At 72.3% G+C, this 22,404-nt stretch carries 20 protein-coding genes; 13 read left to right on the forward strand and 7 right to left on the reverse strand.

The features are described 5' to 3' along the window. The first annotated feature begins 113 nt into the window (after positions 1-113). From dnaK to FHU40_RS25100, 4 genes are read left to right on the forward strand one after another with little or no spacing between them, the layout of a single operon-like run. Positions 114-1,991 (forward strand): molecular chaperone DnaK, encoded by a 1,878-nt coding sequence (dnaK, locus tag FHU40_RS25085; RefSeq protein ID WP_183595240.1) that lies wholly within the window; start codon positions 114-116, stop codon positions 1,989-1,991. After that, the gene (gene grpE / locus FHU40_RS25090) at positions 1,988-2,593 is read left to right on the forward strand and encodes a nucleotide exchange factor GrpE (RefSeq protein ID WP_343058048.1); all 606 of its coding nucleotides are present in this window, start codon (positions 1,988-1,990) and stop codon (positions 2,591-2,593) included. The genes dnaK and grpE overlap by 4 nt, the downstream gene beginning before the upstream one ends. A gap of 42 nt (positions 2,594-2,635) precedes the next feature. Then, positions 2,636-3,826: a molecular chaperone DnaJ gene (gene dnaJ, locus FHU40_RS25095; protein WP_183595241.1), complete on the forward strand. Its 1,191-nt coding sequence runs from the start codon at positions 2,636-2,638 to the stop codon at positions 3,824-3,826. 4 nt (positions 3,827-3,830) lie between these two features. Beyond that, positions 3,831-4,268: a heat shock protein transcriptional repressor HspR gene (locus FHU40_RS25100; protein ID WP_183595242.1), complete on the forward strand. Its 438-nt coding sequence runs from the start codon at positions 3,831-3,833 to the stop codon at positions 4,266-4,268. 93 nt (positions 4,269-4,361) lie between these two features. Here FHU40_RS25100 and FHU40_RS25105 read toward each other — a convergent pair whose 3' ends face one another. Continuing rightward, positions 4,362-5,147 (reverse strand): Ig-like domain repeat protein, encoded by a 786-nt coding sequence (locus FHU40_RS25105; RefSeq protein WP_183595243.1) that lies wholly within the window; start codon positions 5,145-5,147, stop codon positions 4,362-4,364. Positions 5,148-5,381: 234 nt separating this feature from the next. Between FHU40_RS25105 and clpB the strand changes: the two genes are divergently transcribed. Further along, complete coding sequence (gene clpB / locus FHU40_RS25110; protein ID WP_183595244.1) at positions 5,382-7,979, forward strand: ATP-dependent chaperone ClpB; 2,598 nt, start codon at positions 5,382-5,384, stop codon at positions 7,977-7,979. Positions 7,980-8,064: 85 nt separating this feature from the next. Next, positions 8,065-9,081, forward strand: a complete 1,017-nt coding sequence (locus FHU40_RS25115; protein WP_183595245.1) for a hypothetical protein — start codon at positions 8,065-8,067, stop codon at positions 9,079-9,081. A 13-nt stretch (positions 9,082-9,094) separates the two neighbouring features. On the opposite strand, the gene FHU40_RS25120 is transcribed toward FHU40_RS25115, so the two are convergent. Continuing rightward, positions 9,095-10,249, reverse strand: coding sequence for a pyridoxal phosphate-dependent aminotransferase (locus FHU40_RS25120; protein WP_183595246.1), 1,155 nt, complete (start codon positions 10,247-10,249; stop codon positions 9,095-9,097). Between the two features lie 224 nt (positions 10,250-10,473). Here FHU40_RS25120 and pyrE point away from each other — a divergent pair, with 224 nt between their 5' ends. Further along, positions 10,474-11,010, forward strand: coding sequence for an orotate phosphoribosyltransferase (pyrE, locus tag FHU40_RS25125; protein WP_343058049.1), 537 nt, complete (start codon positions 10,474-10,476; stop codon positions 11,008-11,010). Further along, positions 11,007-11,678 (forward strand): VTT domain-containing protein, encoded by a 672-nt coding sequence (locus tag FHU40_RS25130; protein ID WP_221200275.1) that lies wholly within the window; start codon positions 11,007-11,009, stop codon positions 11,676-11,678. Before pyrE ends, FHU40_RS25130 begins: the two co-directional genes overlap by 4 nt. Here FHU40_RS25130 and FHU40_RS25135 read toward each other — a convergent pair. Further along, positions 11,629-12,390, reverse strand: a complete 762-nt coding sequence (locus FHU40_RS25135; protein ID WP_252274809.1) for a DedA family protein — start codon at positions 12,388-12,390, stop codon at positions 11,629-11,631. The genes FHU40_RS25130 and FHU40_RS25135 overlap by 50 nt on opposite strands. A 57-nt stretch (positions 12,391-12,447) precedes the next feature. On the opposite strand from FHU40_RS25135, the gene FHU40_RS25140 reads away from it, so the two are divergent. Continuing rightward, positions 12,448-13,146: a TrmH family RNA methyltransferase gene (locus FHU40_RS25140; RefSeq protein ID WP_425490224.1), complete on the forward strand. Its 699-nt coding sequence runs from the start codon at positions 12,448-12,450 to the stop codon at positions 13,144-13,146. 109 nt (positions 13,147-13,255) lie between these two features. On the opposite strand, the gene FHU40_RS25145 is transcribed toward FHU40_RS25140, so the two are convergent. Next, positions 13,256-13,762: an LOG family protein gene (locus tag FHU40_RS25145; protein ID WP_183595247.1), complete on the reverse strand. Its 507-nt coding sequence runs from the start codon at positions 13,760-13,762 to the stop codon at positions 13,256-13,258. 108 nt (positions 13,763-13,870) lie between these two features. Between FHU40_RS25145 and fbaA the strand changes: the two genes are divergently transcribed. Further along, positions 13,871-14,902 carry a class II fructose-bisphosphate aldolase gene (gene fbaA, locus FHU40_RS25150; protein ID WP_183595248.1) on the forward strand — a complete coding sequence of 344 codons (1,032 nt, stop codon included), beginning with the start codon at positions 13,871-13,873 and terminating at the stop codon, positions 14,900-14,902. 89 nt (positions 14,903-14,991) lie between these two features. Here fbaA and FHU40_RS25155 read toward each other — a convergent pair whose 3' ends face one another. After that, positions 14,992-16,482: a DHA2 family efflux MFS transporter permease subunit gene (locus tag FHU40_RS25155; RefSeq protein ID WP_252274807.1), complete on the reverse strand. Its 1,491-nt coding sequence runs from the start codon at positions 16,480-16,482 to the stop codon at positions 14,992-14,994. Between the two features lie 38 nt (positions 16,483-16,520). Here FHU40_RS25155 and FHU40_RS25160 point away from each other — a divergent pair, with 38 nt between their 5' ends. Then, the gene (locus tag FHU40_RS25160; RefSeq protein ID WP_183595249.1) at positions 16,521-16,952 is read left to right on the forward strand and encodes a DUF3151 domain-containing protein; all 432 of its coding nucleotides are present in this window, start codon (positions 16,521-16,523) and stop codon (positions 16,950-16,952) included. A 45-nt stretch (positions 16,953-16,997) separates the two neighbouring features. Here FHU40_RS25160 and FHU40_RS25165 read toward each other — a convergent pair whose 3' ends face one another. Further along, on the reverse strand, positions 16,998-17,894 hold the full coding sequence (locus FHU40_RS25165; RefSeq protein WP_183595250.1) for a LysR family transcriptional regulator: 897 nt from the start codon (positions 17,892-17,894) through the stop codon (positions 16,998-17,000). 101 nt (positions 17,895-17,995) lie between these two features. Here FHU40_RS25165 and FHU40_RS25170 point away from each other — a divergent pair, with 101 nt between their 5' ends. After that, a complete protein-coding gene (locus FHU40_RS25170) occupies positions 17,996-18,988 on the forward strand; it encodes a YeiH family protein (protein WP_221200276.1) in 993 nt (330 codons plus the stop codon). A 335-nt stretch (positions 18,989-19,323) separates the two neighbouring features. Here FHU40_RS25170 and lysS read toward each other — a convergent pair whose 3' ends face one another. Next, positions 19,324-21,039, reverse strand: coding sequence for a lysine--tRNA ligase (lysS, locus tag FHU40_RS25175; protein WP_183595252.1), 1,716 nt, complete (start codon positions 21,037-21,039; stop codon positions 19,324-19,326). Between the two features lie 333 nt (positions 21,040-21,372). Between lysS and FHU40_RS25180 the strand changes: the two genes are divergently transcribed. After that, entirely contained in the window at positions 21,373-22,356 is a 984-nt protein-coding gene (locus FHU40_RS25180) for a helix-turn-helix transcriptional regulator (RefSeq protein ID WP_183595253.1), read from the forward strand. Positions 22,357-22,404 lie beyond the last annotated feature (48 nt).

Genomic DNA, 22,404 nt, shown 5'->3' on the forward strand with positions numbered 1-22,404 from the left:
CGTTGGGACAAGTAACCAAAGTTGAGTTGATCAGACTCAACTTATTTGTCAAACTCGCTGCGGCGGCGGACGATGGCCGCGTAGCAGGACCCAACACCGGAGGTAGGAAAGAAATGGCACGTGCGGTCGGCATCGACCTCGGCACGACGAACAGCGTCGTCGCCGTCCTGGAGGGTGGCGAACCCACCGTCATCGCGAACGCGGAAGGCGCCCGGACGACCCCGTCGGTGGTGGCCTTCGCCAAGTCCGGCGAGGTGCTGGTCGGCGAGGTCGCCAAGCGCCAGGCCGTGACCAACGTCGACCGGACCATCCGGTCCGTCAAGCGGCACATGGGCACCGACTGGAACGTCAAGATCGACGACAAGTCCTTCACCCCGCAGCAGATCAGCGCGTTCGTCCTGCAGAAGCTCAAGCGCGACGCGGAGGCCTACCTCGGCGAGACCGTCACCGACGCGGTGATCACGGTCCCGGCGTACTTCTCCGACGCGCAGCGCCAGGCCACCAAGGAGGCCGGCGAGATCGCGGGCCTCAACGTCTCGCGCATCGTGAACGAGCCGACCGCGGCGGCGCTGGCCTACGGCCTCGACAAGGGCGAGGGCGACCAGACCATCCTCGTCTTCGACCTGGGCGGCGGCACCTTCGACGTGTCCCTGCTCGAGGTGGGCAAGGACGACGACGGCTTCGCGACGATCGAGGTCAAGGCGACGTCCGGCGACAACCACCTCGGTGGTGACGACTGGGACGCCCGCGTCGTCGACTGGATGGTCAAGAAGTTCAAGGACAACAACGGTGTCGACCTCGGCGCCGACAAGATCGCGAAGCAGCGCCTGCAGGAGGCCGCGGAGAAGGCGAAGATCGAGCTGTCCTCGTCCGCCGAGACCACGATCCACCTGCCGTACATCACCCACGGCGAGTCCGGCCCGCTGCACTTCGAGGAGAAGCTCTCCCGCAGCGAGTTCCAGAAGCTGACGGCCGACCTGCTCGACCGCACCAAGGCGCCGTTCCAGTCGGTGCTCAAGGACGGCGGCGTCGCGGTCTCCGCGATCGACCACGTCGTGCTCGTCGGCGGCTCGACCCGGATGCCCGCGGTGACCGAGGTCGTCAAGGAGCTGCTCGGCGGCAAGGAGCCCAACAAGGGCGTCAACCCCGACGAGGTCGTCGCCGTCGGCGCCGCGCTCCAGGCCGGCGTGCTCAAGGGCGAGGTCAAGGACGTGCTGCTCCTCGACGTCACCCCGCTGAGCCTCGGCATCGAGACCAAGGGCGGCGTGATGACCAACCTCATCGAGCGCAACACCACCATCCCGACCAAGCGGTCCGAGATCTTCACGACCGCCGACGACAACCAGCCGTCGGTCGAGATCAAGGTCGCCCAGGGCGAGCGCCAGATGTGGTCGCAGAACCAGCCGCTCGGCAACTTCGAGCTGACCGGTCTGCCGCCGGCCCCGCGCGGCGTGCCGAAGATCGAGGTCACCTTCGACATCGACGCCAACGGCATCGTGCACGTGACCGCGAAGGACCAGGCGTCCGGGCGGGAGCAGTCGATGACGATCTCCGGCGGCTCCGCGCTGTCGAAGGACGACATCGACCGGATGGTCAAGGAGGCGGAGCAGTACGCCGAGGAGGACGCCAAGCGGCGCGCCGCGGTCGAGACCCGCAACCAGGCCGACCAGCTCGTCTACACGACCGAGAAGTTCCTCGCCGACAACGCCGAGAAGCTGCCCGACGACGTGAAGACCGAGGTCCAGGCCGACGTCGACGCGCTCAAGGCCGTCCTCGAGAACGCCGACGCCACCGCGGAGGAGCTCCAGGCGGGCATCACCAAGCTCGGTGAGTCCAGCCAGAAGATGGGCGCCGCGATGTACGCCGCGGCCGAGGCCGACCAGGCCGCCGCCGGTGGCACTGCGGGCGCTGGCGGCTCGACCGGCGAGTCCGACGACGACGTCGTCGACGCCGAGATCGTCGACGAGGACCCGGAGGGCGAGACCAAGTGACCGAGGAGCGTTCGGTCGGCGGTGAGGAGTCCACCGAACCCGTCGAGGAGACGGTGGACCAGGCACCGCCGGCCGGCGGCCCGGCCGGTGCCGCCCCGAGCGGCGGTGGCCGGCCCACCGAGTCCGACCAGGAGGGCGTGGAAGGGGCACCGCCGGCGGACGCCGGCCTCGAGGCCACGGTCGCCGAGCTGACCAACGACCTCCAGCGGCTGCAGGCCGAGTTCGTCAACTACAAGCGCCGCGTCGAGCGGGACCGCGAGCTGGTCAAGGAGAACGCGACGTACGCCGCACTCGCGCCGATCGTCGAGGTGCTCGACGCCGTCGACCGGGCCCGCGAGCACGGCGAGCTGGACCCGGGCTTCAAGGCCGTCGCCGACCAGCTCGAGCGGGTGGTCTCCGGGGTCGGGCTGACCAAGTTCGGCGCGCGGGGCGACGCCTTCGACCCGACGTTCCACGATGCGCTCAGCCACATCGGGGAGGATCCCGAGGTCGAGGTCACCACCTGCAAGGTGGTCGCCAAGGCGGGCTACCGCATCGGCGACCGGGTGGTCCGCGCCGCCCAGGTGCTGGTGGTCGACCCGCCGAGCGGCCCGACTGCGTGACGGCGCCGAGCACCGGATGGAACGAGGGAAGGGAGGTGCGCGATGAGCAACGCTGACGGCTTCCGGGCCGACTGGGCGCAGAAGGACTTCTACCAGGAGCTCGGCGTCGCCAAGGACGCCACGGCCGACCAGATCAAGAAGGCCTACCGCAAGCTCGCGCGCGCCAACCACCCCGACTCCAACCCCGGCGACACCGCCAAGCACGACAAGTTCAAGGCGGTCGCCGAGGCCTACGACGTGGTCGGCGACCCCGAGAAGCGCAAGAAGTACGACGAGATGCGGTCGGCCTACGCCGGCGGCTTCCGCGGCGGCTTCAGTGGCGGCGGGTTCCCGGGCGGCGAGGGCGGCTTCGACCTCAACGACCTGCTCCGCGACCGGGCCGGCGGGTCCGGTGGCGGCTTCGGCGACATGTTCGGCGACCTGTTCGGCGGCGGCGCGGGCCGCCAGGGCGGCCGCGCCCGCCGGGCCTCGCGGGCCCAGAAGGGCGCGGACGTCGAGACCTCGGCCACGATCAGCTTCACCGACGCCATCGACGGCGTCACCGTGTCGCTGCGGCTGACCGCCGACTCCGCCTGCCCGGACTGCAAGGGCACGGGCGGCAAGCCCGGCACCAAGCCGCGGGTGTGTCCCGAGTGCGAGGGCGCCGGGTTCGTCGTGGCGTCCGCGGGCGGCGCCTTCTCGATCAACGAGACCTGCCCGAGGTGCGGCGGGCGTCAGCTCATCTACGACGAGGCGTGCCCGACCTGCCACGGCAGCGGTCGCGGCCTCTCGGCGCGCACCATCCAGGCGCGGATCCCCGCGGGCGTCAAGGACGGCCAGCGGATCCGGCTGCGGGGCAAGGGCGCACCGGGCGAGAACGGCGGCGCGGCGGGCGACCTCTACGTCACCGTGAAGGTGTCCCCACACCGGCTCTTCGGCCGCAAGGACGACAACCTCACCATCGACGTGCCGGTCTCCTTCGACGAGCTCGCGCTCGGCGCGGAGATCAGGATCCCCACGCTGGGCGGCACGCCGGTGACCCTCAAGGTGCCGGCCGGTACGCCCAACGGGCGGACCTTCCGGGTCCGGGGCCGGGGGGCGCCGAAGTCCGACGGCAGCAAGGGCGACCTGCTCGCGACCGTCGAGGTCCAGGTGCCCGCGAGCGTCGACGGACCGGCCCGCGAGGCGGTCGAGGCGTACCGGTCCGCGACCGCCGGGCGCCCGCTGCGGACCAAGCTGTTCGAGGAGGCGTGACGTCGTGGCCGGCAAGCGACCGCCGTTCCAGCCGCCCGGCCCCGACGCCGCCGTCTTCGTGATCAGCGTGGCGGCCGAGCTGAGCGGACTGCACCCGCAGACCCTGCGCACCTACGAGCGGATGGGCCTGATCGTCCCGGCGCGCACCGGCGGCGGCGGTCGTCGCTACACCCACCGCGACATCGAGCTGCTGCGCGAGATCAGCGACCTGACCTCCTCCGGGATCGGGATCGAGGGGGTACGCCGGATCCTCGAGCTCGAGCACCGGGTCGCCGCGCTCGTGCAGCGCAACGAGGAGCTCCAGGCGGAGCTGGCCGCGGCCCGCGACGCGCTGCGGCAGGCCGCCGTGGCCCGGACCTCCGACTCGTCGCCGAGTCGGCTGCCCGCGCTGCGCCAGCCGGAGCCGGGCCAGTCGGTGGTGGTCTGGCGCCGCGGGCGCTGAGGCTCCGAGACCACGCTCCGAGGCCACGCTCAGATACGACGAGGGCCCGCCGACGATGTCGGCGGGCCCTCGCGCTGCGCAGGCAGGGTTCGATCAGGGGGTGACGGTCACCGTGATCGGGGTCGAGTAGATGTAGTCGGCGAAGGCCGGTCCGTCGGTGTAGAAGGCCTGGTAGGTGTAGGTGCCGGGGCCCTTGTCCTGCACCCTGCCGAGGAAGGTGGAGCCGGCGAACTGGAAGTTGCCGGCGCCGTCGACGCTCGCCATGCAGCAGTAGTCGGGCGAGGAGCTGCCGCCCTTGACGTTGCCGTTCAGGTAGATGTCGACGTAGCCCTTGGTCGCCGGCGCGTCCTTGTACTGGACGGTGCCGGTCAGCGCGGGCAGGTCCCAGCTGCTGGTGGCCGCGGAGATCGTGAACGCGGTCCCCGACAGCGCGATCGCGGAGTTGTAGACCCGGACCTTGGTCGACTTCTTCTTGCTCTTGTACTTCGCCGAGACGACGTACTGGCCCGGCGCGTTGGTCGAGGCCATCCGGTAGGACGCCTTGCCCTTCTTCAGCTTGCTGGTCGCGACCGCGGCGCCGTTGAGGGAGAAGGTGACCTTGCCCTTGGCGTTCTTCTTGCCCTTCTTGACGACCGCCGTGACCTTGACGCCGTCCTGCCCGTAGTGCGAGTAGGACTGCGAGCGCTGGAGCTTGAGCTTGATCTTCTTCTTGGCCTTCTTGGCCTTCTTGGCCACGGCCTGGCTGTGCTGGGCCGCCTGGGTGGCGCCGGCCTGGCCGGCGCTCGACGGCGCTGCCTGGGCGGAGGTGAGGGCGGCGGTCGGCAGGCTCAGGGCCAGCGCCGCGACGACCGCGGTGGCGGTGCGACTGATGAGGTTCATGCTGGAGGCTCTCTACGCTCGGGTGATCGGACGCCCCGAGGGCTGTCCTCCCCCGAGACCCCCGGTGCTTGCCCCGGGGCGGACTAGTCAAAACGGGTGGTCTAGACCACTTCGGACAAGAATTGTCCGTTGGGGTTGAACTTGAGTGGAATGGACTCAAGTTTGTTGACGTTGCTTCAGTGAATGGCCACGAAACGGTGGCCGAGGCACGAGATCAGCAGGAGAATCACGCCCATGAGCCAGTTCGGCGCCGAGAAGTTCACCACCCGCAGCCGCGAGGCGATCGAGGCCGCCCAGGTCGCGGCGACCACCGCGGGCAACTCCACTGTCGAGCCCGTCCACCTGCTGGTGGCGCTGCTGCTCCAGGAGGGCGGCACCCCCGCGTCGCTGGTCGGCAAGGCCGGTGCCGACCCCGCCGCCCTGGTGCGCGCGGCGGTCGCCGTCCGCGACGGCCTGCCGACCGCCAGCGGTGCGAGCGTGCAGACGCCCAAGGGCTCGCCGGCGCTCACGCGGGTGCTGGCGAGCGCGCTCGACCTCGCGGGCAGCCTCAACGACGAGTACGTCGCGACCGAGCACCTGCTGATCGCGATCGCCACCGTCGAGAGCCCCGCGCAGCGGGTGCTGATCGACGCTGGCCTGACCGCCGACGGGCTGCGGGAGGGCCTGACCGCCGTCCGCGGTAACCGCCGGGTGACCAGCGAGGACGCCGAGTCGACGTACGAAGCGCTCGAGAAGTACTCCGTCGACCTCACCGCCGCCGCCGAGGAGGGCCGCCTCGACCCGGTCATCGGCCGCGACGCCGAGATCCGCCGGGTCGTCCAGGTGCTGAGCCGGCGCACCAAGAACAACCCGGTCCTGATCGGCGAGCCCGGCGTCGGCAAGACCGCCGTCGTCGAGGGGCTCGCCCAGCGCGTGGTCGCCGGCGACGTGCCCGACTCGCTCAAGGGCCGCCGGGTGCTGAGCCTCGACCTGGCCGCGATGGTCGCGGGCGCGAAGTACCGCGGGGAGTTCGAGGAGCGGCTCAAGGCCGTGCTCGACGAGATCAAGTCGGCCGAGGGACAGGTCATCACGTTCATCGACGAGCTGCACACGGTCGTCGGCGCGGGCGCCGGCGGCGACTCCGCGATGGACGCCGGCAACATGCTCAAGCCGATGCTGGCCCGCGGCGAGCTGCACATGATCGGTGCGACCACGCTCGACGAGTACCGCGAGCGGATCGAGAAGGACCCCGCGCTGGAGCGCCGATTCCAGCAGGTCTTCGTCGGGGAGCCCAGCGTCGAGGACACCATCCAGATCCTGCGCGGCATCCAGGAGAAGTACGAAGCGCACCACGGCGTCCGGATCACCGACGCCGCCCTGGTCGCCGCCGCGACGCTCTCCGACCGCTACATCACCGGGCGCCAGCTGCCCGACAAGGCGATCGACCTCGTCGACGAGGCGGCGTCCCGGCTGCGCATGGAGATCGAGTCCTCCCCGGAGGAGATCGACCAGCTGCGTCGCCAGGTCGACCGACTCAAGATGGAGCAGTTCGCGCTCGAGAAGGAGAGCGACGACGCCTCCCGCGAGCGGCTCGCCGCGCTGCGCCAGGACCTGGCCGACCAGGAGGAGCAGCTGCGTGGGCTCGAGGCCCGCTGGGAGCGGGAGAAGTCCTCGCTCGAGGGCGAGGGCGAGCTGCGCCGCCAGCTCGACCAGCTCCGCGTCGAGGCCGAGAAGCTCCAGCGCGACCAGGAGTACGAGAAGGCCAGCGAGCTGCTCTACGGCCGGATCCCCGAGCTCGAGCGCCGGATCCACGAGGCCGCGGACGCCGAGAAGGCCGAGACCGACAGCGCCCCGCTCGTCGGCGAGGAGGTCGGTGCCGAGCAGGTCGCCGAGGTCGTCGAGGCCTGGACCGGGATCCCGGTCGGCCGGATGCTCGAGGGCGAGACCGCCAAGCTGCTCCGCATGGAGGAGGTCATCGGCGAGCGGCTGATCGGTCAGCGGGCCGCGGTCACCGCCGTCAGCGACGCCGTACGCCGCTCCCGGGCCGGGCTCTCCGACCCCAACCGGCCCACGGGCTCGTTCCTCTTCCTCGGCCCGACCGGCACCGGCAAGACCGAGCTCGCGAAGTCGCTGGCCGACTTCCTCTTCGACGACGAGCGCGCGATCGTGCGCATCGACATGAGCGAGTACTCCGAGAAGCACTCGGTGGCCCGTCTCGTCGGTGCCCCTCCGGGCTACGTCGGGTACGACGAGGGCGGCCAGCTGACCGAGGCCGTGCGACGTCGGCCGTACTCGGTCGTGCTGCTCGACGAGGTCGAGAAGGCGCACCCCGAGGTCTTCGACATCCTGCTCCAGGTGCTCGACGATGGCCGGCTCACCGACGGTCAGGGCCGCACCGTGGACTTCCGCAACACGCTGCTGATCCTGACCAGCAACCTCGGCTCGAACTTCCTCGTCGACCCCACGCTCGACGCCGCGAAGAAGCGCGAGTCGGTGCTGGCGACGGTGCGCGCGTCGTTCAAGCCGGAGTTCCTCAACCGGCTCGACGACGTCGTGATCTTCGAGGCGCTGACCCGCGAGGAGCTCACCCACATCGTCGACCTGCAGCTCGCCCTGCTCGAGAAGCGGCTCGCCGTCCGGCGGATCACGATCTCGGTCACCGACCCGGCGAAGCGCTGGCTGGCCGACACCGGCTACGACCCGGCGTACGGCGCCCGGCCGCTGCGCCGCCTGATCCAGACCGCGATCGGCGACCCGCTGGCGAAGATGCTGATCGGTGGACAGGTCGCCGACGGCGGGAGCGTCACCGTCGACCGGTCCGACGAGGGCCTGACGATCACCGCGACCGCCTGAGCCGGGTCGTCCGCCTCCGGGGTGTCCACACCCGGAGGCGGACGACCCGTCGGGCGGCGCCCGGGCGCGTGATGGAATGGGCCGCGTGACTGAGCCGACCCGCGATCGCCCCCGCCAGGTGACCCTGGCGGGCTGGCTGCTGATGATCGGCTCGGGCCTCGTCGTCGTGCTGGTCTACCAGCGCGTCGCCGGCCTGCACTCGCTCGAGACGCAGGCGGCGGTCGACCGCTTCCTGTCGGAGCCGCCGGGCTCCGACCTGGGCCTGTCCTCCGACGCCGTGATCACGCTGATGCGCACGCTCGCGATGGTCACCGGCGGCTGCGCGGCCGCCGCGGCGATCCTGGGCTACCAGGTGCTGCAGCGCAGCCGCGCCGCCCGGCTGGTCGTCACCGTCCTGGCCGTGCCGCTGTTCTTCGCCGGACTGGTGACCGGCGGGTTCCTGACCTCGGTGGTCGCCGCGTCGGCGACGATCCTGTGGCTCCAGCCGGCGCGCTCGTGGTTCGACGGGACCACCGCGCCCGAGCGTCGTACGGCGTCGGCGCCGTCGGCCTCGCCGGTCCCGCCGGCCTCGTCGGCTCCGCTGGCCCCGACGGCCGCCATGCCGCCCGTCGCCCAGCCCGCCATCCATGCCGCCACCCCGCCGCCCGCGGGCGGCCCGGCTCCGCGCCCGCGGATCGTGGTCCTGGCCTGCGTGCTGACCTGGGTCTGCACGGCCGCCACGATCGTGGCGCTCGTCGCGAGCGCCGTGGTGCTGGCGATCTCGCCCGACGAGATGCTCGACCAGGTGCACCGCGACAGCCCGGAGCTGGCCCAGCAGGGGATCTCCGACGACCTGCTGATCGCCGCGACGTACCTGCTGATCGCCGGCGTCGTCATCTGGTGCCTGTCGGCGGCGGTCCTGGCGGTGCTGGTGCTCCGCAGGGTCGACTGGGCGCGGATCGTGCTGATCGTCTCCGCCGTGACCGCCGCCGCGCTCTGCCTGCTCGGCACGGTGATGGGCGCGATCCTGCTGGTGCTGCCGCTGCTCGCCAGCGTGCTGTGCGCCGCGCTGCTGGTGCGACCGGAGGCCCGCCAGTGGTTCGCGCGGCGGGATGCCCTCTGACGAGGCGCGACCGCTAGCGCGCCAGGTCGGCCTTCGCCAGCCGGGCCACGCCCTCCTCGATGACCGCCGACTCCTTGCAGAAGGCCCAGCGGACCTGGTGCCGGCCGGCGTCGGAGTCGTAGAAGGCCTGGGCCGGGATCGCGACCACGCCGGCCCGCTCGGGCAGCGCCTGGCAGAAGGCCCGGCCGTCGGGCCAGCCGAGGTCCGCGATGTCGGTGGTGGCGAAGTACGTCCCCTCGGGCACGCGGACGTCGAGGCCGACCTCGGCGAGCCCGGAGCAGAGCAGGTCGCGCTTCTCGCGCAGCTCGGCCGCCAGCGCGACCGGGAAGTCGGCGGCCTCGTCGAGCGCGTAGGCGACGGCGGGCTGGAGCGGCGAGCCCGAGGTGAAGGTCAGCCACTGCTTCGCCGCCAGCAGCGCACCCACCAGCTCGGCCGGGCCGCTCGCCCAGCCGACCTTCCAGCCGGTGAACGAGTACGACTTCCCGGCGCTGGAGAGCGTCAGCGTCCGCTCGAACATGCCGGGCAGCGTGGCCAGCGGGACGTGCACGTGGTCGTCGTACACGAGGTGCTCGTAGACCTCGTCGGTGATCACCACCAGGTCGTGCTCGACGGCGACGTCGGCGACCGCCTGCAGCTCGGCGCGGGTGAGCACCGTGCCGGTGGGGTTGTGCGGCGAGTTGAGCAGCACGAACCGGGTCCGCGGCGTCACCGCCGCCCGCAGCTCGTCGGGGTCGAGCCGGAAGTCGGGTGCGCGCAGCGTGACCGGGCGTCGGACGCCGCCGGCCATCTGGAGCATCGCGGGGTAGGAGTCGTAGTAGGGCTCGAGCACGACGACCTCGTCGCCGGGGTTGACCAGGCCCAGCAGCGCGGCCGCGACGCCCTCGGTGCAGCCGGTGGTGACGGCGACCTGGCGGTCCGGGTCGAGCTCGATCCCGTAGTGGCGCTGCTGGTGCCGGGCGATCGCCTGGCGCAGGGCCGGCACGCCGGCCCCGGGCGCGTACTGGTTGTGGCCGTTCTCGAGTGCCTGCACGGCGCGGGCGATCACCTCGGGCGGCCCGTCGACGTCCGGGAAGCCCTGGCCGAGGTTGACCGCCCGGGTGCGGGCGGCGAGCGCCGACATCTCGGAGAAGATCGTCGGCGGGATGCCCTCGAGGCGATGCGCGAGCATGTGCCGACCCTAGCCGGACACGAGGTACGAGTGTCCGGCTAGGGTCGGCAGGTTGAGCAAGCCCGCGGCCGAGGGACGAGGCCGCGACGGCGCGTCGAAACCCAGTCGCGGATGCGGTTGCAGTCGTCGCGTGGGGAGGCAGGTTGAGCAAGCCTGCGGCCGAGCCAGTGAGAGGCGCGACGGCGCGTCGAGGCGAGGGCCGGGACGCCGATACGCTCGGGCCCGTGGACGAGACCCTCACGACCGACCTTGCCCGTGACGTGGACACCCGGTGCCGGCTGACCGGGGAGTTCACGCTCCGCTCGGGCCAGCAGGCGACGGAGTACTTCGACAAGTACCTCTTCGAGGCCGACCCGCACCTGCTGCTGCGCGTGGCCCGGGAGATGGTCGAGCTGCTGCCGGCCGGCACCGACCTGCTCGGCGGGCTCGAGCTCGGCGGGGTCCCGATCGCGACGATGGTCAGCAGCCTCACCGGTCGGCCGGCGCTCTTCGTGCGCAAGAAGGCCAAGGAGTACGGCACCTGCAAGCTGGCGGAGGGGCCCGACGTCGCGGGCCGCAGCGTCACCCTGATCGAGGACGTGATCACCACCGGGGGCGCCGTTCGCGACGCGGCCACCGCGCTGCGCGCGGCCGGCGCCGTCGTCGAGGTCGTGGTCTGCGCGATCGACCGCAGCCCGGAGGGCGCGAACCCGCTCGCGGACATCGGTCTCGAGGTGCGGCCGGTGCTCACCAAGGCGCAGCTGGACGCCGCTCGCGGGTGAGTCTCGCGGCGGCGGCCCAGGGCGGCGAGGACCTCGGCGTCATCGGGTCGGCCGCCGTCGACCTGATGGCGGCGATCGGCGCGCCGGGCGTCGGGGTGCTGCTCGCCGTCGAGGCGGTCTTCCCCCCGATCCCGAGCGAGATCGTGCTGCCGCTCGCGGGCTTCGCCGCCAACCAGGGCACCTTCTCCCTCATCGCCGCGCTCGCCTGGGCGACCATCGGGTCCATGGTCGGCGCGCTGCTGCTCTACGAGGCGGGCCGGCGGTTCGGCCGCGACCGGGTGCTGGCGATCTGGCTCCGGCTGCCGTTGGTCGACGAGCACGACTTCGCGCGCACCGAGGCGTGGTTCGACGAGCACGGCCAGAAGGCGGTCTTCTTCGGCCGGATGGTGCCGCTCTTCCGGAGCCTCATCTCGATTCCCGCCGGCACCCAGCGGATGCCGTACGGCCGGTTCGTGCTGCTCACCCTGGCCGGCAGCACCCTCTGGAACACCGCGTTCATCCTGGGCGGTTACCTTCTCGGCGAGGAGTGGCACCGCATCGAGGAGGTCGCCGGCTGGCTCCAGCTCGCCGTCGTGGCCGCGGTCGTCGCGGCGGGGGCGTGGTGGCTGGTGCTGCGGATCAGGCGCCGTCGTTCTGCTGCGGATGGTGGGTCGTCGGCAGGCCCATGATGTCGAGGTCGGGGACGCCGTCGCCGTCGTTGTCCTCGGCCCGCTTGCCCGACGTACGGCGGTGCCGCCACCACTCGTAGGCGATCGGCACGACGGTGAAGGCCAGGATCACCAGGATCGCCTTGTCGATGTTCTCGCCGAGACTCGGGAAGGCCTGGCCGAGGGTGAAGCCGAGCAGCAGGATGCTGCCCACCCACAGCACGGCACCGATGAAGCTCCACACGAAGAACCGGCGCCGATCCATCCGGGTCACCCCGGCGACGACGGTGATGAACGTGCGCACGAACGGCACGAACCGGCCGATCACCAGCGCCTTGTTGCCGTGCTTCTCGAAGAACGCGTGGGTCTGGTCGAAGTACTTCTTCTTCAGCAGCCGGCCGTCGCGCTCGTAGAGCGGCGGCCCGATCGCGCGCCCGATCTCGTAGCCCACGACGTTGCCGAGGAAGGCCGCGATCGTGAGCAGCACGAACGCGATCAGCAGCTCGACGATCGGCGGCGTGCCGAACATGTCGATGCGGCCCGAGTTCAGGAAGAGGCCCAGGGCGAAGAGCAGGGTGTCGCCGGGCAGGAACGGGAAGAACAGCCCACATTCGACGAAGATGATCGCCAGGCTGACCCAGTAGAAAGCGCCCCCGAAGCGGTCGAGGAGCCAGTTGGGGTCCATCCAGTCCATCCCGAGCAGCATCGGCTGCGCGAGCAGGACGTCGATCACGCGATAACCGTACCTGTCGGGCCCTGACCGCTCCGCCATCGCCTAGCGTTTTCACCCATGGCGGTGCAGAGCGATGCGCAGGACGACGAACGTGCGCCGTACGACCCGATGCCGCACGGCCCCGCCGAGGTCGGCGTCGGGCCGTGGGCCGGGCCGTGGCCGGAGGGGGAGCGGTACGACGCGCGGCTGCTCGCCGAGGGCGACCGGCGCAACGTCGTCGACCGCTATCGGTACTGGACGGTCGAGGCGATCGTGGCCGACCTCGACAACCGCCGGCACGACTTCCACGTCGCGATCGAGAACTGGCAGCACGACTTCAACATCGGCACGATCGTCCGCACCGCCAACGCCTTCCTCGCCGCCGAGGTGCACATCGTCGGCAACCGCCGGTGGAACCGCCGCGGCGCGATGGTGACCGACCGCTACCAGCACGTGCGGCACCACGTGACCGCCGCCGAGCTCGCGGCGTACCTGCGCGAGCACCCCGACGGCCCGGTTGCGCTGTACGGCGTGGACAACCTGCCCGGCTCGCTGCACCTGGAGACGACCTCGCTGCCGCGCCGGGTCTGCTTCCTGTTCGGCCAGGAGGGGCCCGGCCTGTCCGATGCGGCCCGGGAGGCCTGCGACGCGACGTTCTCGATCGCGCAGTTCGGCTCCACCAGGTCGATCAACGCCTCCGCCGCCGGCGCGATCGCCATGCACTCCTGGGTGCGGCAGCACGCCGACCTGTCCGGCGAGGACGCCTGGCGGGGGTGAGTCCCAGCCCCGGTCAGCGGCGGGTCTTGGCCGCGCACACCACCACGAAGGAGGTGCGGTCGACCGGCGTGAACGCGTAGACCCACTCCTTCGTCGAGACGCGGAGCGATCACCGATCGCCGGCCGCCCCCGATGCGTCGGGCGCCCGATGGTCGAGAAGATCGCGGATCGCCGCGATCGCGGCAGCCCCGTCGGCGACCACGGTGCCCACGTCGGCGGGCAGCTCCCAGGGATCGACGAGCACGAGCGGGACGCCGGTGCGCCGGGCGAGGGCGATCTCGCTCAGCGTGCCCCAGCTGCACCCGATCGCCAGCACGGCGTCCGCGGCGCGGACGAGGAGCCCGTTGCGCAGCTCGCCCAGCCCGGTCGGCAGCAGGTAGGTGTGCTCCGGAATCCCGGCAGCGCGGTCGGTGCCGGGCATCAGTCCGATCGCGACCCCACCGACGTCCCGGGCGCCGCGCGCGGCGGCCTGCATCACGCCGTGGTGACCTCCGGTGAGGAGCACGGCCCCGCCCTCGCCCAGCAGGCGGCCCGCGACCTCGGCGTGCCGGAGGTCGGCGGCCCGGGCGCCGTCGGCCGGGCCGACCACGGCGACGTACCGGCCGTTGAGGACCATGGCGCCACGCTACGACCCCGCCCGCCCGAGACGGCCTGCCGGGCGACCGGGGGGTAGCCACTAGGGTCGGTGGCAGAGATTCGACGTCCGTCCGAGGAGCGCAGTCAGATGCCCATCGTCACCCCCGAGAAGTACGCCGAGATGCTGGACGCCGCGAAGGGAGGAGCGTTCGCGTTCCCGGCGATCAACGTGTCCTCCTCGCAGACCCTCAACGCGGCCCTGAAGGGCTTCGCCGACGCCGGGGCCGACGGCATCATCCAGGTCTCGACCGGCGGCGCGGAGTACCTCTCCGGCCCGTCGGTGAAGGACATGGTCGCCGGCTCGGTCGCGTTCGCGGCGTACGCCGCGGAGGTCGCCAAGAACTACCCGGTCAACATCGCCCTGCACACCGACCACTGCCCCAAGGACAAGCTCGACGGCTTCGTCCGGCCGCTGCTCGCGATCAGCGAGGAGCGGGTCGCGCGCGGCGAGGCGCCGCTGTTCCAGTCGCACATGTGGGACGGCTCGGCGGTGCCGCTCGACGAGAACCTCATCATCGCCGAGGAGCTGCTCGACCGCTGCCTCAAGGCCAAGGTGATCCTCGAGATCGAGGTCGGCGTCGTCGGTGGCGAGGAGGACGGCGTCGAGAACGCCATCAACGACAAGCTCTACTCGACCCCCGAGGACGCCATCGCCACCGCGCGGGCGCTCGGCCACGGCGACCGGGGCTACTACATGACCGCGCTGACCTTCGGCAACGTGCACGGCGTCTACAAGCCCGGCAACGTCAAGCTCCGTCCCGAGGTGCTGCAGGAGGCTCAGGCCGCGGTCGCCGGCGAGTTCGGCCTCCCGGCCGGCTCGAAGCCCTTCCACCTGGTCTTCCACGGCGGCTCCGGCTCGTCGGCCGAGGAGATCGCTGCGGCCGTCGACTACGGCGTGGTGAAGATGAACGTCGACACCGATACCCAGTACGCCTTCACCCGCCCGGTCGCCGCGCACATGTTCCAGAACTACGACGGGGTGCTCAAGGTCGACGGCGAGGTCGGCAACAAGAAGACCTACGACCCCCGCTCGTGGGGCAAGGCCGCCGAGGCCGGCATGGCCGCCCGGGTCGTCGAGGCCTGCGAGAACCTGCGCTCGGCGGGCAAGTCGATCGGGTGACCGAGGACCGCGCCGGGCTCACCCGGTGACCCGACGCAGGGCGGCGACCGCGGTCGCCGCCCTGCGTCGTCTGCGGGGTCTCGGCCGGCCTACTCGGGGGAGGCCGCCGCGGCCGGGAAGCCGGTGTGTCGGGGCCGCTCGTAGCAGAGCACGGCGACCAGGCCGACCAGCAGCACGGCGGCGGGCAGCAGCATCGACTGGGCCATCGCGGACGCGAAGTCGTCCATCACCTGCGCCGGCATCGCCCCGGAGCCGGCCGCCTCGGGGCTGCCGGCCCCGCTGAGACCGAAGTGCGCCAGTCGGGAGTCCATCAGCACCGCGATCGCGGCCGCGCCGAGCACGCCGCCGACCTGGCGGGTGGCGTTGAAGACCCCGGCGCCCGCGCCGGCCTGCTGGATCGGCAGGTTGCGCATCGCGGTCGCGGAGACGGGCGACCAGATCGTGGCGTTGCCGACGCCCATCAGGATCATCGGCAGCACCAGCTGCCACAGGTGGGCGTCGGGCGTCATCTGGGTCGAGAGCCAGAAGAACGACGTCGCGATCATCGTGAAGCCGAAGCCGGCGATCACCCGCGGGTGCACCGCGTCGGTGAGCCTGCCGACCGGCCGGGCCAGCACGATCACCATGATCGCCATCGGCACCAGCAGCGACGCGGCCTCGGTGGGGGAGTACCCCCGCACGGCCTGGGCGTAGATCATGAACGGGAAGCCGATCGAGGTGATCGAGAAGCCCATCACGCTGATCGCGACGTTCGACAGCGAGAAGTTGCGGTCGCCGAACAGGCCCAGCGGCACCAGCGGCTCGCGGGTGTTGCGGCGCTGCCACAGCACGAACGCCGCGAGCACGACCAGTCCGCCGACGATCATCGCGATGATCCATCCGGACCAGGCGTGCTGGTGGCCCTCCTGGATGCCGAACACCAGCAGGAACATGCCGACGCCGGACAGTGCGACGCCGAGCCAGTCGAAGGAGTGCTGGTGGGTCTCCAGCACCGGCACCAGCCGCAGCGCGAGCACGAAGCCGACGATGCCGACCGGGACGTTGATGAAGAAGATCCACTCCCAGCCCAGCCCGTCGACCAGCACGCCGCCGAGCAGCGGCCCGACGACCATCGAGACCCCGGAGGTGGCGCCCCACAGCGCCATCGCCTTGCCCCGCTGCGCGGCCGGGAAGATCCGGGTGATCACCGCCATCGTCTGCGGTGTCATCATCGCCGCGCCGAGGCCCTGGACCACGCGCGCCACGACCAGCGACTCCACGGTCGAGGTCAGCCCGCAGGCCAGGGAGGCGGCCGTGAACACGGCCAGGCCGATCAGGTAGATGCGCCGGGGGCCGAACCGGTCGCCGAGTCGGCCGGTGATCAGCACGGGCACGGCGTACGCGAGCAGGTAGGCGCTGGTCACCCACAGGACGGAGTTCACGTCGGCGCCGAGATCGGTGATGATCGCCGGCGTGGCCACCGAGACGATCGTCATGTCGACGAGGATCATGAAGAAGCCGAGGCACAGCGCGTAGAGCGCCGGCCAGGGCCGCTTGCCGCCGACGAGCTCGATCGGGGCGGCGGTGGGGGTCTCGGTCACAACGGCCAGTCAACACCCGACCATGGACAATTGGCTCCATGAGCTCTCTCAGTGGTCAGGACCTGATGGCGGGACCGCCGCCCACGCTGCTCCCCGAGGACCCGGCCGCGGCCGACCTGGTGCCCGGCGCGGATGCGATGGACGTCGCCCGCCGGCACCCCGAGTCGCCGTACGCCTGGGCCGCGCTCGCGACGGCGGCCGCGGAGGCCGAGGACGACCCGGTGACGATCTACGCCTATGCGCGGGTCGGCTACCACCGCAGCCTCGACCTGCTGCGGCGCAACGGCTGGAAGGGCCACGGGCCGGTGCCGTGGGAGCACGAGCCGAACCGCGGCTTCCTCACCTGCCTCGCGCTGCTCGCTCTCGCGGCCCGCGCGATCGGCGAGGACGCCGAGTGGGAGCGCTGCTCGACGTTCTTGCGCGACTCCAGCCCGACGGCGTACGACGAGCTGCTCGGCGACCAGGACTAGGAAACCGCTAGGAAACTGCTGAACAACGCGTTGTTCGGCAGTTTCCTAGCCGCCCTTCGCGACCCGGATCAGATCGGCGGCCGCGCCGGCCGGCCGTCGGTGCCGGAGCCAGACGGCGCGGAGCTCGCGGGACAGGTCGAGCCCGGACACCGCGACCGGGACCAGCTGGCCGGTCGCGACCTCGGCCGCGACCGCGAGCTCGCTGAGCACGGCCGGCGCGGTGCCGGCCGCGGCGGCGGCCTTGACCGCCGCCGTGCTCGCCAGCTCCAGCCGGGACGCGCCGAGGTCGTGCCCGGCGAGCGCCAGCGCGCGGACCAGGGTGTCGCGGGTGCCCGAGCCCTCCTCGCGCAGCACCAGGTCGCCGGCGACCAGCTGCTCGGGCGTCACCGGCGTGCGCCGGCGGGCCCAGGGGTGCCCCGGTGCCACGACGACCACGAGCGCGTCCCGGGCGACCGTCGTCGCGGCGACCGCGCGCGGCACCGTCGGCGACTCCACGAACCCCAGCGGCACCTCGCCGCTGCCCACCCGGGCCAGCACCTCGACCGAGTTGCCGACCTCGAGGCTGACCCGCAGGTCGGGGTGGGTGCTGCGGAAGCGCGCCAGCCAGGCCGGAGCGAGGTGCTCGGCCACCGTCAGGCTCGCCGCGACGGTCAGGTGCGCCGCGCGGGCCTCGGCCAGCGAGCGCGCGCCGAGCGTGACCCGGTCGACCCCGGCGAGCGCGTCGCGGGCCCAGGCGACCACGACCTCGCCCTCGGTGGTGAGCCGTGAGCCGCCGGGCGTACGGACCAGCAGTCGCAGCCCGAGCTGCCGCTCCAGGCGGCTCAGCGAGCGGCTGGCGTTGGGCTGGGCCATGCCGACCGCGCGGGCGGCGGCACCGAGCGAGCCGGTCTCGGCGACCCGGACCAGCAGGTCCAGGGCGGTCAGGTCCGGGCGCTCAGGCATGCGCCGATGATATGTCCAGCGGTCGACTCATATCAGCAGAGCATGGGTCGAGGCCGGATCGACGGCTACCGCCGACCGGGCTCCGCCGGAAGGCTGGAGCCATGCTCAGCCGACACGTCGCCGCCCTGCCGGGTCTCGGTCTCGCCGCCGGCGGTGGCGCCGTCGCCCTGGCGGCGCACGCCGCGGTGCCGCAGCTGAGTCCGACGCTGGTGGCGATCGTGCTGGGCATCGGGAGCAGCATCGTGCTCGCGGGCCGAGGGGGCGTCGCGAGCACGATGCGGCCGGGGCTGCGGGTCGCGTCCCGCCGGGTGCTGCGGGTGGGCGTCGCGCTGCTGGGTCTGCAACTGGTGCTGCCGGAGATCCTCGCGCTGGGCTGGCCGATGCTCGTGGTGATCGCCGGCGTCGTGCTGCTCGGCATCGCCGGCACGCTGGCGCTGGCCCGGCCCCTCGGCGTACCTCCGGAGCGGGCGCTGCTCGTCGCCTGCGGGTTCTCGATCTGCGGGGCCGCGGCGGTGGCGGCGGTCGAGGGGGTACGCCGCTCCCGCGACGAGGACGTCGCAACGGTCGTGTCGCTGGTGGTCGTCTTCGGCAGCGTGGCGATGCTGGCGCTGCCGCTCGGCGCCGTCGCGCTGGGGCTCTCGGCGACGGCGGCCGGTGCCTGGGCCGGCGCCTCGGTCCACGAGGTCGGCCAGGTCGTGGTGGCCGGCGGCCTCGTGGGCGGCGTCGCCCTCCAGGTGGCGGTCGCGGTCAAGCTCGGCCGGGTGCTGATGCTCGCGCCGGTGCTGGCCGCCCTCTCGTGGCGGTCGCGCCGGACCCCCCACGACGGCGTACGCCGGCCGCCGCTCGTGCCGGGGTTCGTGCTGGTCTTCGTGGCGGGTGCGATCCTGCGCACCGCCGCGCCGGTGCCCGCCGGGGTGCTCGACGCCGCCGCACTGGTGCAGTCGGGCGCCCTGGCCGCGGCGATGTTCGCCCTCGGGTGCGCGCTGGAGGTCGCGGTGCTCCGTCGCACCGGCGGCCGGCTGCTGGGCCTGGCCGCCGCGGCGACCGGCCTGGTGGCCCTGCTCGGCCTGCCGGCAGCGCTCGTCGCTGGCTAGATGACTAATTCCAAGGCCTCGCACGCTGCGCGACGCTCATCATCCGCTCCGGCGGCGTTGCCGACGCTTGAAAGACGTCCAGTCTGCCGACGCATCGGCGCCTTGCCGGAGCGGCGCTGAGCGCCGCTCGCTTGCACGATCCCTTGGGATGAGTCATCTAGTGGCCATCACCGTTGATTCACCAAGGGTCTACGCACCCAGTGCACGCACCTCGCCGCGTTGGCGACGCTCGGTAGACAACCAGGTATGCCGTCGCGCCGCCGCCTTGCGAGGCACGCACCCTGAGCACGGATACCCCCGCCGTATCAACAGCGATGACCACGAGGGTGTTGAGGCTAGGCCGGCCGGGTCAGCAGCGACCGCACCTTGTCGGCGCCCAGCGCGAGGAAGAGCGTCGGCAGCCGCGGCCCGCGGTCGGCGTCCACGAGCAGGTTGTAGAGCAGCCGGAAGAAGTCCCTCTGGTCCTGCTTGACCTGGTCGGTCGGGGCGTCGTCGAGGCCGAGGCCGCGGGCGAGCTTGGGCACGCCGTAGATCAGCTCGGTGGTCGGCTCGAGCTCGAGGTGGTCGGGCAGCCGGTCGAGCAGCTGGCCCAGCCAGAGCTCCTCGTCCTCGGAGAGTGCCGCGAGCCGTTCGGCGTCGGCGGTCTCGCGCACCGTCGTGCGGTCCTCGCTCGCCACGAAGTCGGCCATCCAGGCCATCGCCTTGCCCAGCCGCGGCTGCAGGTCGGTGACCGAGTCGTGCGCGTGGCCGACGTCGCCGACGATCCGGCTGATCAGCTCCGCGCTCCCGGCGGTGACGTCGGCGACCGACGAGAGCAGCCGGAACGGCACCACGACCGGCGGGGTCGGCAGCGTGCCGGCCGCGGCGGTGGCCGAGGCCCGCTCGAACGCCAGCACCTGGGCGTCGCGCTTCACCCCGTCGTCGGCCTTGCGACCGAGCGCGTCCCATTCGTCGTAGAGCCGCACGACCTCGGGTCCGAAGTCGATGTTGAAGGCCTGCTTGGGCTGCCGGCGCACGTAGAGCCAGCGCAGGATCGGCGCCTCGAGGATCCTCAGCGCGTCGGCCGCGGTCGGTACGCCGCCGGCCGAGGACGACATCTTCTGCACGCCGGCGAAGCCGACGAAGGCGTACGCGACGTACGACGGGGCGCGGAAGTCGAAGACCCGCTTCACCAGCTCCTTGCCGACGGTGTACGACGAGCCGGGGGTGGAGTGGTCGAGCCCGCCCGGCTCGAAGTCGACGCCCTCGTAGGCCCACCGCATCGGCCAGTCGACCTTCCAGACGAGCTTGCCCTCGTGCTGGGTGGCGACGTTGGTGACGCCCGCGAACCCGCACGAGGAACAGGTGTAGGACAGGTCGGTGGTCTCGTCGTCGTACGCCGTGATCTCGACCGTGTCGCGGCCGCACTCGCGGCAGTAGGGCTTGTAGGGGAAGCGGGCGAGGTCGCCGGTGCCGGTCTGCTCGTCCTCCTCGGCGACGGACTCCTCGAGGGCCGCGGCCTCCTGGTCGCTCTCGGCGACCGGCTCGGCCTTCTTGGTGCGGTGCCTGCCCAGCACCTCCTCGATGACGTCGCGGTGCCGGATCGCGTGCAGGACCTGCTCGGTGTAGGCGCCGGAGCGGTACTGCTCGGTCTGGGAGACCTCCTCCATCTCGATGCCCATCTCGGCGAGCGCCGAACGCAGCGGCGCCTTGAAGTGCTCGGCCCACGACTCGTGGCACTCCCACGGGTCGGGCACGGCGGAGAGCGGGCGGCCGATGTGCTCGGCCCAGGAGGGGTCGACGCCGGCGGGCACCTTGCGGAAGCGGTCGAAGTCGTCCCAGCTGTGCAGGTGACGCACGGCGACGCCGCGGCGGCGGATCTCCTCGGCGACGAAGTGCGGGGTGATGAACTCGCGCAGGTTGCCCAGGTGGATGGGGCCCGACGGGCTGGCGCCGGACGCGCAGGTGATCCGGCGGTCGGCGCCCCCGGTCTCGTGCGCGTGGCGGATCGCGTCGTCGGCGGCGCGGGTGACCCAGTCGTGCGGCTCGCCGGACTGCGCGCCTCGTGCCATCGGTGCTGCTCCTGCTGTGGTGGGGACGTCGGGGCCTCAACGCTACCGGTCGCCCCGGTCCGGAAATGACCCGGACATGACCCGGGACCCGACCCGGGGCACGGCCCTGAATGACGGAGTGCCGGGACCACCGCCCAGTGGCAGTCCCGGCACCTCCTGCACGCGCCGAAGCCCCGCTCGACCTCATCCCCCGATGTGGGTCGTGCGGCGTGGTCGCGCCCCGAGATGAACCTCGCGGCCCCACCTCACGGCGCTTGCGCGCGTGGCGGGATCATGGCACTGACATCTCCGTGCCAGCCCGAGCAAAGTGGCCGCTGGCACTAACATGCCAGGATGGCCCGCCACCGGACTCTGCTCAGTGCGCTGGGCTACGCCGCCGACGTCGACCGGCTCTACCAGCGGCTGCGGCCGCAGTCGGGCCGCGACCTGGACCGGGTCGCCGCGGCGATGTTCCGCACCCCCGACGAGCTGATGGCGGAGGCCGGCCCGCTGGTCGAGGCCGGTCTGGTCCACCTGGACGACGGCCGGCTCGAGGTGGCCGCCCCGGTCGAGGTGCTGCGCGGCGTCGTCGAGTCCCAGGCGGCGTCCGCCGGTCGCGCCCAGCGCCTGCTCGACAGTGTCGGCCAGGCGATCGAGGTGCTTGCGGCGGAGCAGCAGCTGTCGTCCAGCGCGGACGACGCGACCACCGAGCCGGTGCGCGGCGAGCTGTGGGTCGGCGGCGACGTCTTCAGCCGGGTGCGCAGCCTGCTGCTCGACCACGACGGCGACCTGCTCTGGCTGCGGCCCGATCAGTGGCGCGGGCCGCGCGAGGACCGGATGATCGACCTGGTCGCGACCGTCGTCGCCCGGGGCCGCCGGTCGCGGGCGATCTACCCGATCCGCGCGCTGCACGACGCCCCCGAGGTGCTGGCGGCCCGGCTCCGGGTGGGCGAGCAGGTGCGGGTGCTGCCCGAGCTGCCCACCCGCCTGCTCGTCGTCGGCGACACCCACGCCGTGATCCCCGAGCCCGTCGGCCTGGCCGACCTGCCGCTCTCGGTGCTGCGCCAGCGAGGGGTGATCGAGGCGATGCGGATGTGGTTCGAGGAGCTCTGGGGGCGCGCGGCGGTCCCCGCGCTGGAGGAGGCCGAGCCGCTGGTGGACCTGCGCCGGTTCCTGCTCGAGCAGCTCGCCGAGGGCGCGCACGACGAGCAGATCGCGCGGAAGCTGGGTATCAGCCTGCGCACGGTCCGGCGCCGCGTGGCCGCGCTGATGACCGAGCTCGGAGCCGACTCGCGGTTCCAGGCGGGGGTCGAGGCCGCCCGGCGCGGCTGGCTCTGAGCGATACCCAGTGACGATCTGGTCGTTCCCAGGCGACCGGAACAACCA

It is taken from the genome of Nocardioides soli (genome assembly GCF_014191495.1).
Classification (GTDB): domain Bacteria; phylum Actinomycetota; class Actinomycetes; order Propionibacteriales; family Nocardioidaceae; genus Nocardioides; species Nocardioides soli.

Excerpts from the sequence above, each read along its gene's own strand:
- dnaK (WP_183595240.1), top strand. The coding sequence starts at position 114 with ATGGCACGTGCGGTCGGCATCGACCTCGGCACGACGAACAGCGTCGTC.
- dnaJ (WP_183595241.1), top strand. The coding sequence starts at position 2,636 with ATGAGCAACGCTGACGGCTTCCGGGCCGACTGGGCGCAGAAGGACTTC.
- FHU40_RS25105 (WP_183595243.1), bottom strand. The coding sequence starts at position 5,147 with ATGAACCTCATCAGTCGCACCGCCACCGCGGTCGTCGCGGCGCTGGCC.
- clpB (WP_183595244.1), top strand. The coding sequence starts at position 5,382 with ATGAGCCAGTTCGGCGCCGAGAAGTTCACCACCCGCAGCCGCGAGGCG.
- FHU40_RS25120 (WP_183595246.1), bottom strand. The coding sequence starts at position 10,249 with ATGCTCGCGCATCGCCTCGAGGGCATCCCGCCGACGATCTTCTCCGAG.
- FHU40_RS25140 (WP_425490224.1), top strand. The coding sequence starts at position 12,448 with ATGGCGGTGCAGAGCGATGCGCAGGACGACGAACGTGCGCCGTACGAC.
- FHU40_RS25145 (WP_183595247.1), bottom strand. The coding sequence starts at position 13,762 with ATGGTCCTCAACGGCCGGTACGTCGCCGTGGTCGGCCCGGCCGACGGC.
- fbaA (WP_183595248.1), top strand. The coding sequence starts at position 13,871 with ATGCCCATCGTCACCCCCGAGAAGTACGCCGAGATGCTGGACGCCGCG.
- FHU40_RS25160 (WP_183595249.1), top strand. The coding sequence starts at position 16,521 with ATGAGCTCTCTCAGTGGTCAGGACCTGATGGCGGGACCGCCGCCCACG.
- FHU40_RS25165 (WP_183595250.1), bottom strand. The coding sequence starts at position 17,894 with ATGCCTGAGCGCCCGGACCTGACCGCCCTGGACCTGCTGGTCCGGGTC.
- FHU40_RS25170 (WP_221200276.1), top strand. The coding sequence starts at position 17,996 with ATGCTCAGCCGACACGTCGCCGCCCTGCCGGGTCTCGGTCTCGCCGCC.
- lysS (WP_183595252.1), bottom strand. The coding sequence starts at position 21,039 with ATGGCACGAGGCGCGCAGTCCGGCGAGCCGCACGACTGGGTCACCCGC.
- FHU40_RS25180 (WP_183595253.1), top strand. The coding sequence starts at position 21,373 with ATGGCCCGCCACCGGACTCTGCTCAGTGCGCTGGGCTACGCCGCCGAC.